This is a genomic window from Hymenobacter coalescens (assembly GCF_054783195.1).
This window is the reverse complement of sequence record NZ_BAAGRA010000001.1, coordinates 15,328-30,271: the sequence shown is the minus strand read 5'-3', so window position 1 is coordinate 30,271 and position 14,944 is coordinate 15,328. Positions and strand designations below refer to the sequence as shown.

General features: G+C 64.4%; 14 protein-coding genes. 6 read left to right on the top strand and 8 right to left on the bottom strand.

The window, feature by feature from the left end; all coding sequences use genetic code 11:
• Positions 1 to 5 precede the first annotated feature (5 nt).
• Positions 6 to 3,434, bottom strand: a complete 3,429-nt coding sequence (locus ACYVKQ_RS00145) for a UvrD-helicase domain-containing protein (protein WP_460574377.1) — start codon at positions 3,432 to 3,434, stop codon at positions 6 to 8.
• Positions 3,435 to 3,485: 51 nt separating this feature from the next.
• On the opposite strand from ACYVKQ_RS00145, the gene ACYVKQ_RS00140 reads away from it, so the two are divergent.
• Together ACYVKQ_RS00140 and ACYVKQ_RS00135 are read left to right on the top strand one after the other, a co-directional pair.
• Positions 3,486 to 4,205: a hypothetical protein gene (locus ACYVKQ_RS00140; protein WP_460574375.1), complete on the top strand. Its 720-nt coding sequence runs from the start codon at positions 3,486 to 3,488 to the stop codon at positions 4,203 to 4,205.
• A 104-nt stretch (positions 4,206 to 4,309) separates the two neighbouring features.
• Entirely contained in the window at positions 4,310 to 5,134 is an 825-nt protein-coding gene (locus tag ACYVKQ_RS00135; RefSeq protein ID WP_460574372.1) for a class I SAM-dependent methyltransferase, read from the top strand.
• A 252-nt stretch (positions 5,135 to 5,386) separates the two neighbouring features.
• Here the strand turns inward: ACYVKQ_RS00135 and ACYVKQ_RS00130 are convergent, their stop codons facing one another.
• A complete protein-coding gene (locus tag ACYVKQ_RS00130) occupies positions 5,387 to 6,106 on the bottom strand; it encodes a hypothetical protein (RefSeq protein WP_460574370.1) in 720 nt (239 codons plus the stop codon).
• 41 nt (positions 6,107 to 6,147) lie between these two features.
• Positions 6,148 to 6,573: an acyl-CoA thioesterase gene (locus tag ACYVKQ_RS00125; RefSeq protein ID WP_460574369.1), complete on the bottom strand. Its 426-nt coding sequence runs from the start codon at positions 6,571 to 6,573 to the stop codon at positions 6,148 to 6,150.
• 91 nt (positions 6,574 to 6,664) lie between these two features.
• Here ACYVKQ_RS00125 and ACYVKQ_RS00120 point away from each other — a divergent pair, with 91 nt between their 5' ends.
• Positions 6,665 to 7,390, top strand: a complete 726-nt coding sequence (locus ACYVKQ_RS00120) for a hypothetical protein (RefSeq protein WP_460574367.1) — start codon at positions 6,665 to 6,667, stop codon at positions 7,388 to 7,390.
• Between the two features lie 79 nt (positions 7,391 to 7,469).
• On the opposite strand, the gene ACYVKQ_RS00115 is transcribed toward ACYVKQ_RS00120, so the two are convergent.
• A complete protein-coding gene (locus ACYVKQ_RS00115; RefSeq protein WP_460574365.1) occupies positions 7,470 to 8,168 on the bottom strand; it encodes a DNA alkylation repair protein in 699 nt (232 codons plus the stop codon).
• 17 nt (positions 8,169 to 8,185) lie between these two features.
• Entirely contained in the window at positions 8,186 to 8,356 is a 171-nt protein-coding gene (locus ACYVKQ_RS00110; protein WP_460574363.1) for a hypothetical protein, read from the bottom strand.
• A 51-nt stretch (positions 8,357 to 8,407) separates the two neighbouring features.
• On the opposite strand from ACYVKQ_RS00110, the gene ACYVKQ_RS00105 reads away from it, so the two are divergent.
• Both ACYVKQ_RS00105 and ACYVKQ_RS00100 read left to right on the top strand, forming a co-directional pair.
• Entirely contained in the window at positions 8,408 to 8,599 is a 192-nt protein-coding gene (locus ACYVKQ_RS00105) for a cold-shock protein (protein ID WP_059070568.1), read from the top strand.
• Positions 8,600 to 9,121: 522 nt separating this feature from the next.
• Positions 9,122 to 11,074: a DEAD/DEAH box helicase gene (locus ACYVKQ_RS00100; protein WP_460574361.1), complete on the top strand. Its 1,953-nt coding sequence runs from the start codon at positions 9,122 to 9,124 to the stop codon at positions 11,072 to 11,074.
• Between the two features lie 142 nt (positions 11,075 to 11,216).
• Here ACYVKQ_RS00100 and ACYVKQ_RS00095 read toward each other — a convergent pair whose 3' ends face one another.
• Positions 11,217 to 11,684 (bottom strand): ferritin family protein, encoded by a 468-nt coding sequence (locus ACYVKQ_RS00095; RefSeq protein ID WP_460574359.1) that lies wholly within the window; start codon positions 11,682 to 11,684, stop codon positions 11,217 to 11,219.
• A 117-nt stretch (positions 11,685 to 11,801) separates the two neighbouring features.
• Here ACYVKQ_RS00095 and ACYVKQ_RS00090 point away from each other — a divergent pair, with 117 nt between their 5' ends.
• On the top strand, positions 11,802 to 12,347 hold the full coding sequence (locus ACYVKQ_RS00090) for a DUF6756 family protein (RefSeq protein WP_460574357.1): 546 nt from the start codon (positions 11,802 to 11,804) through the stop codon (positions 12,345 to 12,347).
• Here the strand turns inward: ACYVKQ_RS00090 and ACYVKQ_RS00085 are convergent.
• Positions 12,314 to 13,561: a BaiN/RdsA family NAD(P)/FAD-dependent oxidoreductase gene (locus tag ACYVKQ_RS00085; protein WP_460574355.1), complete on the bottom strand. Its 1,248-nt coding sequence runs from the start codon at positions 13,559 to 13,561 to the stop codon at positions 12,314 to 12,316. The genes ACYVKQ_RS00090 and ACYVKQ_RS00085 overlap by 34 nt on opposite strands.
• A gap of 35 nt (positions 13,562 to 13,596) precedes the next feature.
• Positions 13,597 to 14,466 (bottom strand): Rossmann-fold NAD(P)-binding domain-containing protein, encoded by an 870-nt coding sequence (locus tag ACYVKQ_RS00080; protein WP_460574354.1) that lies wholly within the window; start codon positions 14,464 to 14,466, stop codon positions 13,597 to 13,599.
• Between the last annotated feature and the right edge of the window lie 478 nt (positions 14,467 to 14,944).

Here is a 14,944-nt window from a genome sequence, read left to right as displayed (position 1 = left end):
CTCCTCTAACACCCAAACTCCAGCACTTCCTCCGTTTCGAAGTAGTACACCAGCCCGCGCACATCCGTGTAGCCCAGGCGCTTAAACAGCTGTCCGTACTGGCGCAGCATCTGCTGGTGCCGCTCCTCGGGCGGGGGCACGCGGAAGTCGATGAGCGTGACGCGGCCGGGGCCGAGGCCCACCGTCGGCTCGAACACCACGCGGTCGGGCTTGTAGTCCTCGCGCGGGGCGCCGCCGACGAGGATTTCCCGCTCGGTTTCGGCAATGACGTCGGGGCGGAAGTAGGGGGCCAGCCGCGGGTGCTGCACCAGCTGCCGCAGGCGCTGCAGCAGCTCGGGCTGCTCGCGGCGGCTCACCAGGCCCTCGGCGGTGAGCTGCCCGGCCACGCGCTCCACGTCCAGGGCCGTGATGACGCGGCGCAGGGCGAAGTGCAGCTTGCGGTTCCAGTCGCGCTGCTGCTGCTGCTCGGAGAAGTCGAAAACCGTGGTGGCGTGGCGCCGCAGCCGCAGGCGCTGCTCCCAGTCGGCCGTGGCCAGGTTGCGCAGCGCAAACAGGTTGGCCGCGGGCAGCTGAGCGGGGCGGGGCGGGGCCGGGGCCCCGGCGCTGAGCACGAAGCTGAGCTGTTCCTCGTTCCACTGGCCCAGGTCCACGAGGTAGCGGTGCAGCAGTTGGGCCACGTTCGAAGCCGGGGCGGTGTCGTCCTTGCTCGCCTTGCCGCCGTCGGGGCGGCGCGAGAGGATGTAGAGGCGGTGGCGCGGGCGGGTGAAGGCCACATAGAGCAGGTTCAGCGCCTCCACGAAGGTTTTTTCGCGCTCCTCGGCGTACTGCCCGGCCAGCACCGTCTGGGCCAGCTCTTTGCGCTGCTTTACCACGGCCACGGGCGGCATGCCGGCCACGGGCTTTTCGTCCTCGCCGAGGCGGCCCCACAGGTAGGAGCCGCCGAAGGCCGAGCTGGGCTCCAGGCTCCAGTCGGCCCAGGGCACGATGACCACCCCGTAGGCCAGGCCCTTGGCCTTGTGCACGGTGGTGATGGTGACGGCCCCGCCGCGGCCCGCCGGCGCGTTGATGCTCAGGTTGCTCTTGCGCTGGTCCCAGTAAGCCAGGAAGTTGCCGAGGTTGTTGCCGTAGCGCAGCGAGTATTCCAGCGTCAGGTCGAGGAAGCGAAACAGGTATTCGCTTTCCTCGCGGCGGTGCAGCAGCCCGAACAGGCCCATCAGCCGCTCGCACAGCTCGTAGAGGTCCTGGTTGCCGGTTTGCCGCTCCTGCACGTCGTAGCCCAGGCGGCGCAATTCATCGAAGAAGGGCCGGCTGCGCTCCTCCTTGGCAATTTCGCCGATGCGCCGGGCCCGGGTAGGGGTGGGCGGCACCCCGCGCACCACCTTGTCAACGAGCAGCAGCGCCTCCACCCGCGCCAGCGCGTCGGCCGGCTGGTGGAGCACGCGCAGGATGGCTACCAGCAGGTTGACCACCTCCGCGAATTCCAGGGAGAGGGAGTCGGCCGAGATGATGTCGTAGCCGCGCTCCTTGAGAAACTTGGCCACCCGCCGCGACTGGTCGCGGCGGCGGCAGAGCACGGCCAGGTCTTCGAGGCGGAAGCCGTCGGCCAGCGCCTGCTCCACCAAGGCCAGGGTGAGGTAGAGCGTGCTTTCGTCGTAGTCCAGCGCCTCAGCGCCGGTGTGGCCGGGCAGCGGCTCCTCGGCGTAGCGGCCCTCGGCGGGGCGGTACAGCCGGGCCGGGGCATCGGGTTGGGTAAACAGGATTTCGACGTGGCTGGGCGGGCCTGCCTGCCCAGCCCCTGGCGCCTCCTGCCCAAAATGCGCGTCGTAGATGCTCTGCACCAGCTCCAGCTGCGGGTGGCCCTGCGAGACGTGAGCGAAAAAGTCGTTGTTGAACCCGATGATCTGCGGGCCCGAGCGGTAGTTGGTTTGCAGCGAAGCCGGCTCCAGCGCGCCTTCCAGGCCGAAGTAGCGGGCTTCGAGGATGTCGCGGGTTTCCTCGTCCTGGGCGCGGTTGATGAGCGGCACGGTGTGGCCCTGGTAGAGGCGTAGGATCTGTTCCATCTCGCCGCCGCGCCAGCGGTAAATGGCCTGCTTCGCGTCGCCCACGGCCAGGCTGAGGTTGCCGTTGGCCACGGCGTTTTCCACCAGCGGCAGCAGGTTGTTCCACTGCAGCTCGGAGGTGTCCTGAAACTCGTCGATGAGCAGGTGCTGGTACCGCTCGCCCAGCCGCTCGTAGAGGAAAGGCACCGGCTCGCGCAGCACGATGCTGGCCAACCGGCGGTTGAACTCGCCGATGAGCACCACGTTGCGGTCCTGGCTGACCTGCTGCACGGCCTTGCTCAGCTCGCTCAAGAGCGACACGTGAAACAGCTGCGGCAGCAGCCCCTCGATGAGCAGGTACTGGCTCAGGTACCGGCCCTGCAGCAGCTCCAGCTCCTGGAAAGCCTCGGTCAGCTCGCCGGCCACAGCCTCCAGGGCCGGCTTCAGCGGGCCTTTTAGCGCGTCGCCGCTGCCCCACTTGCCCGATTCGGCCGCCTTGCGCGCCGTGCTGGTGGGCGTCGTGGTGGGCTCGTCGAGCCAGCGCAGCGGCCGGCTGAAGTGCGAGTGCACGCCGTTCTTGCCGCCCGCCAGCTGGTCGAGGCCGATGCCGTGCTGCGCGAGCAGCGCCAGCGCCCGGTCGCCCACGGCCTGCACCTCGGCCTGCATCTGCTCGCGGCGCTGCTTCAGGGTCTTGTGCAGCGTGCGGAATTCCTTGAGCTCCATCTGCTGCAGCTGCGCCACCGCCTCGTGCACCGATTCGTTGAGCAGAAACTTGCCGAAGCGCATGATTTCGTCGGGCAGCTGGTTCCAGCTGCGGCCTTCCTCGGCCTTGCTCAGGGCGTAGTCCTGCAGGGTGCGGGTGAGTAGCTCGTGCTCCTGCCCGCGGTTCACCTTGTCGAGCAGCAGGGCCACCGCCGCGTGCAGCACCGATTCGTCGTCCAGCTCCACCTCGAAGGCGGCGGGCAGGCCCAATTCGCGCGTAAAGGCTTGCACCACGCGCTGCACGAAGGAGTCGATGGTGCTGACGGCGAAGTCGGCGTAGTGGTAGAGCACCAGCTTAAACGTCTGCTGGGCGCGGCGGCGCAGCAGCCCCTGCCGTTCCTCCGGGGTTTCGAGCACCCGCGGCAGCACCCCGTCGCGGCCCATTTCCTCGGCCAGCTCGGCCAGCAGCGCGTCGGCCTTGGCATCGGTGCCGGGGTTGGCAAAGCCGCGCAGCGCCCCGATGATGCGCTCCTTCATTTCGGCCGCGGCGGCGTTGGTGAAGGTAATGGCCAGGATGGTCTTGTAGTAGCCCGGCTCGTCGGCCCCCAGGGCCAGGCGCAGGTATTCCTTGGTGAGCTGGTAGGTTTTGCCGGAGCCGGCGGAAGCGGAATAGATGCGGAAGGTAGCGGGCATGCGGGGCGGGAATAGCTTGGTAAAGGTCGGATTAATCGGTCTATTTGAACGATGGAGTACACTGCCGATTTGTCCACGGTGCGCTGGCTGAACCCGGCGTACTATTTCGGTCCTGCTGACGAGCCGCTCAAGGTCAAGCACTTGATTCCGGTGGCATATGAGCAGTACCTGACACTGCTGCCTGTCGTGGGAATAATTGCCGACTTCCCATTCGGAGAGGTCCAGCCCGACAGTACCGCTATTGACCAGATAAACCGAAACGTGGCCATCTGGACGCAGCACGGCGTCTACATTTCCGACCGTACACCTCATTATCAGTCGACTACGTTCCGGCAGTTGGCCGCCCGGTTCGAGCTGCCCTACGACATGAGCTTGGTTAACCGACTGCCGTGGGGAAGACGCGGCTTTGCCATTCTGGAAGAACCCTCCGCCGCCCGTTTGCGCACGCTGCTAAACGGCCTAGCAGCTGCGACCAAGCTCAACCTCTACGTGGAGGACTACTGGCGGTGGGGGCCTCAAATGCACCATGTACTACCTACCGACGACGAAGTGCTGTACCGCGTCACTGCGGACGAGTTCGTGACTTTCCTGCAGCAAGCCATGTTCGATGCCACCGCGTACCTGTTTCCCGATGACCGAAGCTGGTGCTTGGTCAACGTCGAGGACGGATTGGCCCCGATCATCGGGCTAAGCAGCGTTGCGCAAACCCGTATGGTCATGCCCGCGCACGTCGAAACGATGCTGCTGAACCCGGAAAGCGAAGTGTTTTAGACCGCAGGGAGGAAAGAAAGCGCCGGAAAACGGTGGTCCGCCACTGCCGCACAATGCCTACCTTGCGCCCCGATTATTAACGCCATCAACCGCCGCCTCGTCCGATGTTTCAGGCCATTGTCAATTCCATCAAGCGCAAAATCGCCCGCCGCGTCACCAAGAAATACCCCACGCGCATCGACTCGTTTACGGTTGGCCCGTACGGCACCATCAGGTTTGCCAACTGGGAAAACCCGCTGGTGGAGCCCAAGAGCATTGCGGCCGAAAACGTGGAGTTCTACAAGAAATTCCTGCGCGAAGGCGATGTGGCCATCGACATCGGAGCCAACATCGGCAACATGACCGTGCCGCTGGCCCTGGTCACCGGCAAAACCGGCCTCACCCTGGGCTTCGACCCGAACCCGTACGTGTACGAGGTGCTGGAGGAAAACACCAAGCTCAACCCCGACAAGACCAACATCGACGCCTACAACTTCGCCATCAGCGAGCAGGACGGCGAATTCTACTACAACTCCTCGGAGGCCTCGTTCAACAACGGCGGCATCAGCACCGAGAAGAGCAACCGCCACGGCAAGTATTCGCTCAACGTCAAGATCAAAGGCGTCAACCTGCAGCAGTTTCTGCAGCAGCACTACGCCGACCGCCTGCCGCGCCTGAAGCTGGTCAAAATCGACACCGAGGGCTACGACAAGGAAATCATCAAGTCCATCAGCGGTCTGCTGCGGCAGTACCGGCCGGCGGTCATCACCGAGTGCTTCGGCAAAAATGACAGCGCCGCCCGCTTCGAGCAGTTCGAGCTGCTCCGCGACCTGGGCTACTCGCTCTACTACTTCGCCGATTTCGCCATCGACGCCGAGGTGGTGCCCATTCGCCAGAAGGAGGACATGCTCAAATGGAAGCACTTCGACCTCTACGCCGTGGTGGAATAGCCCGCGGCCCCGCGCTGTAAAAAAGCCGCGCCGGAACACCCGGCGCGGCTTTTTTTGGTATAAGATCCTGTCTAAGCGTGCGAAAAAAGGCCGTCATGCTGAGCTTGTCGAAGCATCTCTACCGCTTCGCCGGATAGCATTCAACAAAGCAGTATAGCTGCTTCGACAAGCGGATGCCAGACAAAGCATGACGGGCGGGTTGGTGCGCGTACTCCCGTCATCCCATCAAGCCGGCGCCAAAGCCGCCGGCGTTTACTCCTCGGCCTCTTTCGGGGCCGGCGGGGCGCTGTTTTCGACCACGATGCGCGGCGCCCCGGCCCGCTGCACCATCACCTGCTTGCCCACCTCGGTGAGGCCCTTGCTTTCGTAGATCTTCATGGCCGTCGACACGTCAATGGCCTGCCGTGTCTGCTCGTCAAGATCAAAGGTGAGTGTGATGAAATTCAGGTGCACGCCCAGCGGCTCCAGCACCTTGTTGGACTGCAGCAGCAGATGATTTTCCAGCTCCGCCTGGTCCAGCTCCACGATGTCCTCCGCCAGAAACAGCGCCTTGCTCACGTCGCGAATGCGCTTGTCGATGACCATGTTTTCAGCGCCTTCAAACGCCGCCGCGGGCAGCGCGTCGGGGCTGTCCGGGTCGGCATTGGCCTTGCCGAGGTATTTGGCCTGCCGGATAAAGCTCAGCGGCTCCACGATGGTGTAATCGTAGTCGATGTGCACGGAGGCGCGCACCCGATCTTTCAGGTTGGTGATGAAGCGGCTGTTGCCCTGCATGGGATAGTTCGGAATGACCACCTTCATGTAGCAAGGGTTCATGGTCCCCTTGGGCACGGCTTTGCCCGCTTCGACCCGCTCCCAGTTCATGCCGCAATCAGTGGATACCAGCACCTGCTGGTTGGATTTGGCGTAGCTGCAGCCGGTCAGGACCAGGGCCAGCCAGGCCGCATGGCGCGCGTTGGATATCATCTGCATCGGTTCGATAATCCTCCAAATAACGCAGGGTTTGGGCGAAATCACTCCACCGGCCCCCACAGCCGCTCCACCACGCCCGGTTCCACGCGCTTGGGCCGCTGCGTCGTTGGGTCGAGCAGCACCCACTTGGTTTCGGCCTCGCAGAGCACCGCCCCGTCCGCCACGCGCTCGATGCGGGTGAAGCGCTGCGACGTGGCGCCTTTAAACTCGCCCAGCCACGTGCTGAGGCGCAGCTCGTCGCCGAGCAGGGCCGATTTCAGGTAGCGCACGTGGTGTTCCAGCACCACCCACACGTACTGCTCCCGCTCGCCCACAGGGTAGGCCGTGAGCCAGTGCGCGCCGGCAATGTCCTGAATCCACTGCACGTACTGCACGTTGTTGACGTGTCGAAGCTCGTCGATGTGGGCTTCCACGACGGTAACGGGGCGTGAAAAGCGGAAGGCGGGGGCGGGGTCGGCTGGGTTCATGGGCGGTGGCGCAAAGGAAGGCGATGGTACGCAAAAACCTTCCCCGCGGCCCGGCAGTACACCTTACTTCCAACCATTGCCCTACACAACCATGCCCTACGAACAGAATTTCGATTACCGCCCCAGCAACGACCGCCGCCCCCAGGACGAGCCCCGCAACCAGCAGGGCGGCCGCCAGGACCGCCGCGACGATAATCGCCACGACAACTACGACCAGCGCCGCCAGCGCGACGACCGCTCCGGCAGCCGTTACGACCACGATGCCCCCGCGCGCGGCGACCGGCACAACGACTACGACCGCTCGCAGCCCCGCGGCGACTACGGCCGCGACCAGGGCTCCTTCAGCTACGGCCGCCACGCTGAGTACGACGAGCGCCGCCGAAACGACTCCGCGTTCAGCACCTCGCGCGAGCGACAAAACCCTAACGCCTTCCACGGCGGCCTCGGGCCCGGCAACGAGCGGTACGAGGGCGACTACCGCGGCGGCCGCGGCCACTATTCCGACGAAGACAACCGCTGGCGCCGCGGCCACGAGGTGGACCGCCCCAGCAGCCGCGGCCGGCAGCACGACCCGTACGACGACCGCGGCCCGGCTCGCGACCGGCCTTCGGGCTACGGCCAGCCCGGCGAGCGGGTGCGCCAGATCAATGACCAGTACGGCCACGACGACTACGAGGGCAGCAGCCAGGGCGGGCGCTACCGCGAGGAGCAGCGCTACCGCCGCGACGATTACCCGGGCCGTGACCGTGCCCGCGACGACCGCGACGGCCGCTACCACTACGACGACCATGACCGCCGCTCCGACCGGCGGCGCTAGCCCGCGGGGGAATTTTGATAATCATTAAAAGGCGCGGAATAATCTTCCGCGCCTTTTTTATGGGGTTCTCATCATCCCATCAGCTTTTCAGGGCTTTGCGGGCCCACACCTTCGCTAAGTAAGGCCGGAGCTCAAAAGTCTGGCAGGCGGTGGCGCCGTGGTCGATGCTGATCGGGCCGATGCGGTCGGCGGCAGCTTCCACGCGTCGGCGCAGGGCTTCGCTGCGGCTGCCGATGGCAATCAGCGCGTTGTTCATGCCTTCTTTGGCCCGGTTGGGGGCCTGCTGCAGCGCCAGTTCCATGCGCGCCACGTACAGCTCAAAAGCCTCATCGGGCAGGGCATTGTCCTGTACGGCTAGGCGGGCCAGTACCGCGTAGCCCAGGCGCTGCTGGTACTCGCCCGGTGCCGTCATCCATTCCTCCGCTTTCGTCCATGCGAAATCGGTGCCGGCTACCAGCGCCGCCAATGCGTCGGCGAGGCTATGGTTGCTTAGGTCCGGGGCCCAGGACTGCGCCTGGGCAGGGGTCAGCTGCGCCGGATCGGCCACTAGGGTGGCCAGCGTGCGCGCCTCGAAGGTGCCACTGGCCCAGAGCTGTTCAGCCACCCGGTGGGCGTGCGTCCGGTCTTTGCCGCGGCCGACAAGCTGCTTTTTCAGCGTGCTCAGGTCGGCGAAGCTCACGCCGAAGGTGTTGTCGCCGAAGCCGTGGCGCAGGTAGGTGTTGCGGGTTTGCTCGCTGCCCAGCTCGCGCAGCCGGGCGTAGATTTCGTCGAAGCTCATGGGTGGGAAGTAGGGGCCTAAGCAATTGGCTTTTCGAAAGTAAAGGCCCTTTGCAGCACTTGCAACGGGTTTTGACGGGCTGAAAATCCGAGCGGATTTTTCTTTTGTCCCAAATAAATAAGCCTATATTTACCAGCGTTTAAGATAAAAAGCTTCTGTTCCGCTGTGCAGCATTGCGGTGTTTTCACAGGGTTCTGTAGCGGTTTGGCTTAAATAATTTTCTTCATCACCTCCTTACCATGCAGACAGGAACGGTAAAATTCTTCAACGAAACCAAAGGCTTTGGTTTCATCAAAAACGACGCAACTGGCCAGGACATCTTCGTCCACGTAACCGGTCTGATCGACGAAATCCGCGAAAATGACAAAGTGCAGTTCGAAGTGGCCGAAGGCCGCAAAGGGCTGAATGCCGTACAAGTGCGCCGCGCCTAGTCGCGCTCTTACCACGGAATAACGTGAGCAAGCGGCCCGCCTCCCTGAGGCGGGCCGCTTTGTGTTTGTGGATGGGGGCGCCCCAAGCAACGCGCGGCCATTAGCGTCACGCCTACAGCTGCCGGTGCACAATAAGCGCCTGAGGTTGAGCCAGCGGCGCGGTCGTTTGCGCCCGCGCTGAACTAAAGGCAGCACAATTTCGTCCAAGGGGAGCACCGCTACGGAAAGCATAGCCGAAGCGCATCGGGCAGGGCCTTTATTGGGCCTGTGCCGGGGCGCAGGGGGCGCTGGGCAAAAGGCAATTTGTCGAGGCATCCCCTTTTTCTACTATATTTTTCCCTATCTTTGCACCCGCAATTGCAAATCGGTCCGCGTCCCGGCCGAGGCGGCTTATGTTGTTTGCCGCTCGCCTCAAGTAAAGAAGAGTTCGTCTGCTGTCGTCGTCCGTTGTCCTGTCGTGTTGCGTAGGGAAAGGAACGCGCTGGTTTCCGATTGCCGTTTCTAACCCTCCCTACCAACATCATGGAGAAAGTAAAATTTGAAGAACTGCAGCTCTCGCCGGAGCTGCAGCGCGCCATTACGGACATGGGCTACGAGGAAGCCTCGCCCATCCAGACGGCCGCCATTCCCGTGCTGCTCGAAGGCAAAGACGTTATCGGCCAGGCCCAGACGGGCACCGGCAAAACGGCTGCCTTCAGCATCCCCGCCATTGAGAAAATCGACGCCGAAACGCGCGACGTGCAAGCCCTGGTGCTCTGCCCGACCCGCGAACTGGCCGTGCAGGTTTCGGGCGAAATTCAGAAACTCGGTAAGTACAAGCGCGGTCTGGCCGTGGTGCCCATCTACGGGGGCTCCTCGTACGACCGTCAGTTCAAAGCGCTGGAGCGCGGCGTGCAGATTGTTATCGGCACCCCCGGCCGCGTGATGGACCACCTGGAGCGCGGCACGCTGAAGCTTGATAAGGTGAAAATGATCATCCTCGACGAGGCCGACGAAATGCTCGACATGGGCTTCCGCGACGACATCGAGACCATTCTGGCGCAGATGCCGGAGGAGCGCCAGACCGTGTTCTTCTCGGCTACGATGAGCAAGCCCATCATGGACTTGACGCGCAAGTACCAGAAGGACCCGCAGATCGTGAAGGTCAATCACCAGGAGATGACCGTCTCGAACATCGAGCAGGCCTACTACGAGGTGCGCGGTCCGCAGAAGAAGGATGTGCTGTCGCGCGTTATCGACATGTACAGCCTGAAGTCGGTGATTGTGTTTGCCAACACCAAGCGCATGGTCGACGACATCGTGGCCGACCTGCAAGCCAAAGGCTACTTCGCCGACGGCCTGCACGGCGACATGAGCCAGCAGGCCCGCCAGAACACCCTCGACAAGTTCCGCAAGGGCACGCTGGAAATCCTGGTGGCCACCGACGTAGCCGCCCGCGGCATCGACGTGGACAACGTGGAAGCCGTGGTGAACTACGACCTGCCGACCGACGAGGAGTACTACGTGCACCGCATCGGCCGCACGGGCCGCGCCGGCAAGTCGGGCAAGGCCTTCACCTTCGTGTCGGGCCGCGACATTTACAAGCTGCGCGACATCATGCGCTTCACCAAGGCGCAGATCAAGCAGGAGCGCATTCCGTCCTTCGAGGACGTGTCGGAGGTGAAAACCACCGTGCTGCTCGGCCAGATCAAGGAAATCATCGAGAAAGGCAACCTGGAGAAGCACATCGGCCGCGTACAGCGCCTGATCGACCAGGAAGAGGAGGTAACGTCGCTGGACATTGCCGCCGCCCTGCTCAAGATGGTGATGAAGGAATCGAAGCAGGCCGACAAGGCCCTGGAATCGGACCGCCAGAAGGGCACGCCGCGAGAGGGGTACACCCGCCTGTTCGTGACCATGGGCAAAAAGGACCGCCTGCACCCGCGCGACCTGGTCGACCTGATCGTGTCGTCGTCGAGCATCGCGCCCGGCCGTGTGGGCGACATCGAGCTGTACGACAAGTTCAGCTTCGTGGAAGTGCCGAACGAGAACGTGACCGAAATCGTGGAGCAACTGGGCCGCACCTCGCTGTACGGACGCCCGGTGTCCTTTAGCCTGGCGACGCAGCGCGAAGCCGGTGCCGAGGGCGCAGAAGGCGGCGAAGAGCGTCGTCCGCGCCGCACCGGCGGCTTCGGCGGCCCGCGCGAAGGCGGCTTCCAGCGCCGCGAAGGCGGCTACGGGGGCGGCAACCGCGAAGGTGGCTACGGCGGCCAGCGCCGCGAAGGTGGCTACGGCGGCCAGCGCCGCGAAGGCGGCTACGGCGGCGGTCAGCGCTCGGGCGGCTACGGCGGCGGCAACCGCGAAGGCGGCTACCGCGGTGGCAACAGCTACGGCGGCGGGCAGCGTTCGGGCGGCTATGGCGGTGGCAACCGCGGCGGCAGCGAGGGTGGCTACAAGCCCCGTCGTGACCGTAACGAAGGCGGCTTCGACGAATAGTCCGACCGGCTTCGGCTTGGTGCTTCGCACTGAATAAATAGACAAAAGGCCCGCCTCAACTGAGGCGGGCCTTTTGTCTTATCGGCTGCTGGTAACTACTGGCGGATTCGAATCGCCTGAGCAGCCGGTAAAATCAGTGCGCTTACTTCGAGGAGTCGCGCAGGCTGCGGATCTGGTCGTGGGCCTGCTTGATGCCGTTGTACTGCTTCTCCACGATGGATTTGATTTCCTGGGGCAGCCCCTCGGCCTGGACGGCCTTCTGGAAGGCTTTCACGGCGTAGTCTTCGCCCCGCTCACACTCGTCGAGGATGGCCTTCCGGTCGTTGCCGGTGACCACCGATTTGATGTTGATCCAGGCGCGGTGCGCGGTGCCTACCAACGAATCCAGCTTGTCTTCTTTCGTGTCGGCCGGGTGCAGGTTCAGGTTGTGCATGGCGTTTTCCAGCTCCGTCAGGTAGCCGTCGCGCTGCACCGCGTATTGTTTGAACACCTGCTTCAGATCCTGGTCCTTCACGTCGGTCAGGGCTTCGGAGTAGCCCCGCTCACCGTCTTTCAGGGTTTCCACGAGTTCGTTCAGGACAGTCTTGAGTGCATTGTTTTCGCTTGCCATGGTGTTTGGAATGTTGAGTGGAAAGAATCAGGATGGAATAGGATAGAGTACTGTGCAGGCTGGCAGAAGGTTGCGGCCGGGCCGTTACGTTTAGGATTCCGCTTACTTGCGTAGGTTATGTGGAGCAAAAATGATATTCGGCCGGAAATTGAAAAAGCTCGGCTAGCTCTAGGGTTGAGCTCGGATCAATTTCGCCCCTTAAGGCTTACGGAGTGGCAGGCCGTAGAGAAGCGGATGTACTTGGAGTTTACCGAGCAAACCGGGGCGCTGAAACAATGGTCTTGGCCCTGGGCCCAGGTGGCTGCTGATAAGGCGGCGGCAACCTTAGGCCTCGGGAACGAATGGCCCTTCCCTCACCTGGTGCGGCTGGTCGGTAAGGAGGAGCTCTGCTTTATCTATGTTGAAGGCAATGCCCAGGAGCAGACCAAGTTTTGGTGGTACCAAGGCACCGTGACGGCCCTCGCGGCTATCAGCGAGGAAGTGTGGGGTTGCGAAATCGGAGTGCTGGACAAGCACCACTGCTGGCTGCTCAGCCTGGACCACCACGACGGCCTGACGGCAATTGGGGAGCCGATGGTAAAGCAGATGCAACGCTTAGCCATGGAACTGGGGCGGGCCGATGCATTGATCTACCGTTCCGCCATGGCCCGCCCAGCGAGGTAGCCCGTGGTCCAGGCAGCCTGGAAGTTGAAGCCGCCGGTGATACCATCGATATCGAGCACCTCGCCGGCAAAGTGCAGGCCGGGCACCTGGCGGCTTTCCATGGTTTTCATGTTCACCTCGCCGAGCGGAATGCCACCACAGGTCACGAACTCCTCCTTGAACGTGGTTTTGCCGCGCACGCCCAGCGGGGTACGCAGCAGCAGCTCGATCAGGCGGTTTTGCAGCTTGCCGGCCAGCTCGCTCCAGCGCGTTTCCGCGCCGATGCCGGCCTGCTCCACCAAGGTGCGCCACAACCGCTGCGGCAGCCCAAACAGCGGGTTCGACAGCACGGTTTTCTTGCCATTCTCAGCGCGGTAGGTGTGCAGCCACTGCCGCAACGACTCTTCCTTGTGCGCGGGCACCCAGCTTATTAAAGCGGTGCCGGTGTACTGCAGCTCGCTCAGCCGCCGGGCGCCCCAGGCCGAGAGCTTGAGCACGGCCGGTCCGCTCACGCCCCAGTGCGTGACGAGCAGTGGCCCCTCGTATTCCAGCTTCTCGCCCGCCAGCACCACCCGTGCGTGCGGCACGCTCACGCCCATCAGCTCTTTGAGCGGCGAGTCGGGCACGTTGAAGGTAAACAACGACGGCACCGGCTCGCACACCGAGTGGCCCAGCTGCCGCAGCCAGTCGTAGCCCGCGGACTTGGGGCTGCCGCCGGTGGCCACCAGCAGCTTGCGTACCTGCAGCGCCCGGGCCGGCGCCTGCGCGCCGCTGAGCGTCAGGCGGAAGCCGCTGGGCAGGGGCTCAATGAGGTCGGCGGCGGTGCTCAGCAGCACCCGCACGCCGGTGCGGCGGGCGGCTTCTTCCAGGGCCTGGGCAATGGTTTCGCTGGAGTCGGTGACCGGGAACATGCGGCCGTCGGCTTCGGTCTTGAGCTTGACGCCGCGGGCCGCAAACCAGCGCACCGTGTCCTGGGCACCGAACTGGCGGAAGGGCTCCTTGAGTTGCTTGCCGCCGCGGGGATAATGCTGCGCCAGCTCGGCCGGCTGAAAGCAGTGGTGCGTCACGTTGCAGCGGCCGCCGCCCGAGATGCGCACCTTGCTTAGCAGCTTGGTGGTTTTTTCGAGCAGCACCACGGTCAGGTCGGGGTTGGCTTCGGCACAGGCAATGGCCCCGAAAAAGCCGGCGGCCCCGCCGCCCAGCACGGCCACATCGACGGTAAGCAGTTCTTTCACCCGGCAAAGATACAGCCCGACCCCGCCGCGGGCATTCAGTGGGCGCAGTAGGGCAGGGCGGTAGCCGGGTCGGTGTAGCGGAACCGGTAGTTCACCGTTGCCTGCACCTGGTCTGTGCTGATGAGCTTGCCGCCGCGCGCATCGGCGGCGAACTGCGGCGCGGGTAGCCCCAGCAGCGCCGCTGCGGCGGTGTAAAACGCCTGGCGGCTGGGGTGCTGGGGCGAACACACGTTGAGCGTGAGCCCCCAAACCTCCTGGTCGAGCACGGCCCGTACCACGCCCACCGCATCGTCGAGGTGCAGCATGTTGACCGGCGCCGTGGGCTGCGGCAGATCCGTCCGGCCCGCCAGGAAGCGGCCGGGCGCGCGGCCGGGGCCCATCAGGCCGCCCAGGCGCAGCACCGTGGTTTGCCAGGGCTGGTCGGGCTGGGCAAATAGCCACTCGGCCTGCAGGAGGTGGTTCTCTGCCTCAGCGGAAGCCAGGGCATCGGCTTCGTGCATGATGCGCGGCTCGTCGGGGTACACGCCGGTGGAGCTGACAAATACCACCCGGCGCACGGCCGAAGCCGCGAGTGCTTCGGCCACGGGCTGCAGCGCGGCGGCGTAGGCCGCGCGGTCGGCAGCAGCGCGGGAGGGTGGCACGTTGATGATCAGCACGTCGGCGCCGTGCAGCAGGGGGGCGACCTCGGCGGGCGTGGTGGCGGGGTCGAGGCGCAGCAGGTGCGGCGTGAGGCCGGCGGCGGCCAGTGCGGGCAGCTTGTCGGGCGTGGTGGTGCTGCCGGCCACGGCGTGACCGGCGGCGGCCAGCGCGCGGGCCAGCGGCAGGCCCAGCCAGCCGCAGCCGAGTACGGCAATGGAAACAGACGCGGGGGAGAGAGCAGCGGCGAAAGCGGGCAGGGAGGGCATCGGAACGATGGAAGCGGGAAATAAGGGCAGGGCGAAGGTCCGGAAAAATGCGGACCGACCTTGCCGCGTGACTTCGAACGACGCTTTTTGCCCAACTTGGCGGTGGATCGGCCGGCTGTTTCCAGTTGCCCCGTAAGCATGAGCATAGACGCCCGTTGGGACACCCCGGCCGATTTCTTGGCCCGCATCCGCATCCGCCCCCCGGAAGAAGGCGGCCGCTACAGCGCACCATACAACGGCATCCGCTGGGATTTTTTTTACCTGAAGCCCGACGGGCAGATGGACGGGCCTGCGTACATGATCTGGCCGCTGTTCTGCGACGCGCAAGGCCAGCCGTTCAGCCCGGAGCTGCCCCTGCCCGTGGGCGAATGGCTGCGCGCGCGGATGTACATCCTGAACCAGCCAGCCAAGTACCAGGTGCACCGGACGCGGCTGTATCCCGGCTGCAGCTTCGGCTGCCGGGAAGGGGGCGGTGCGT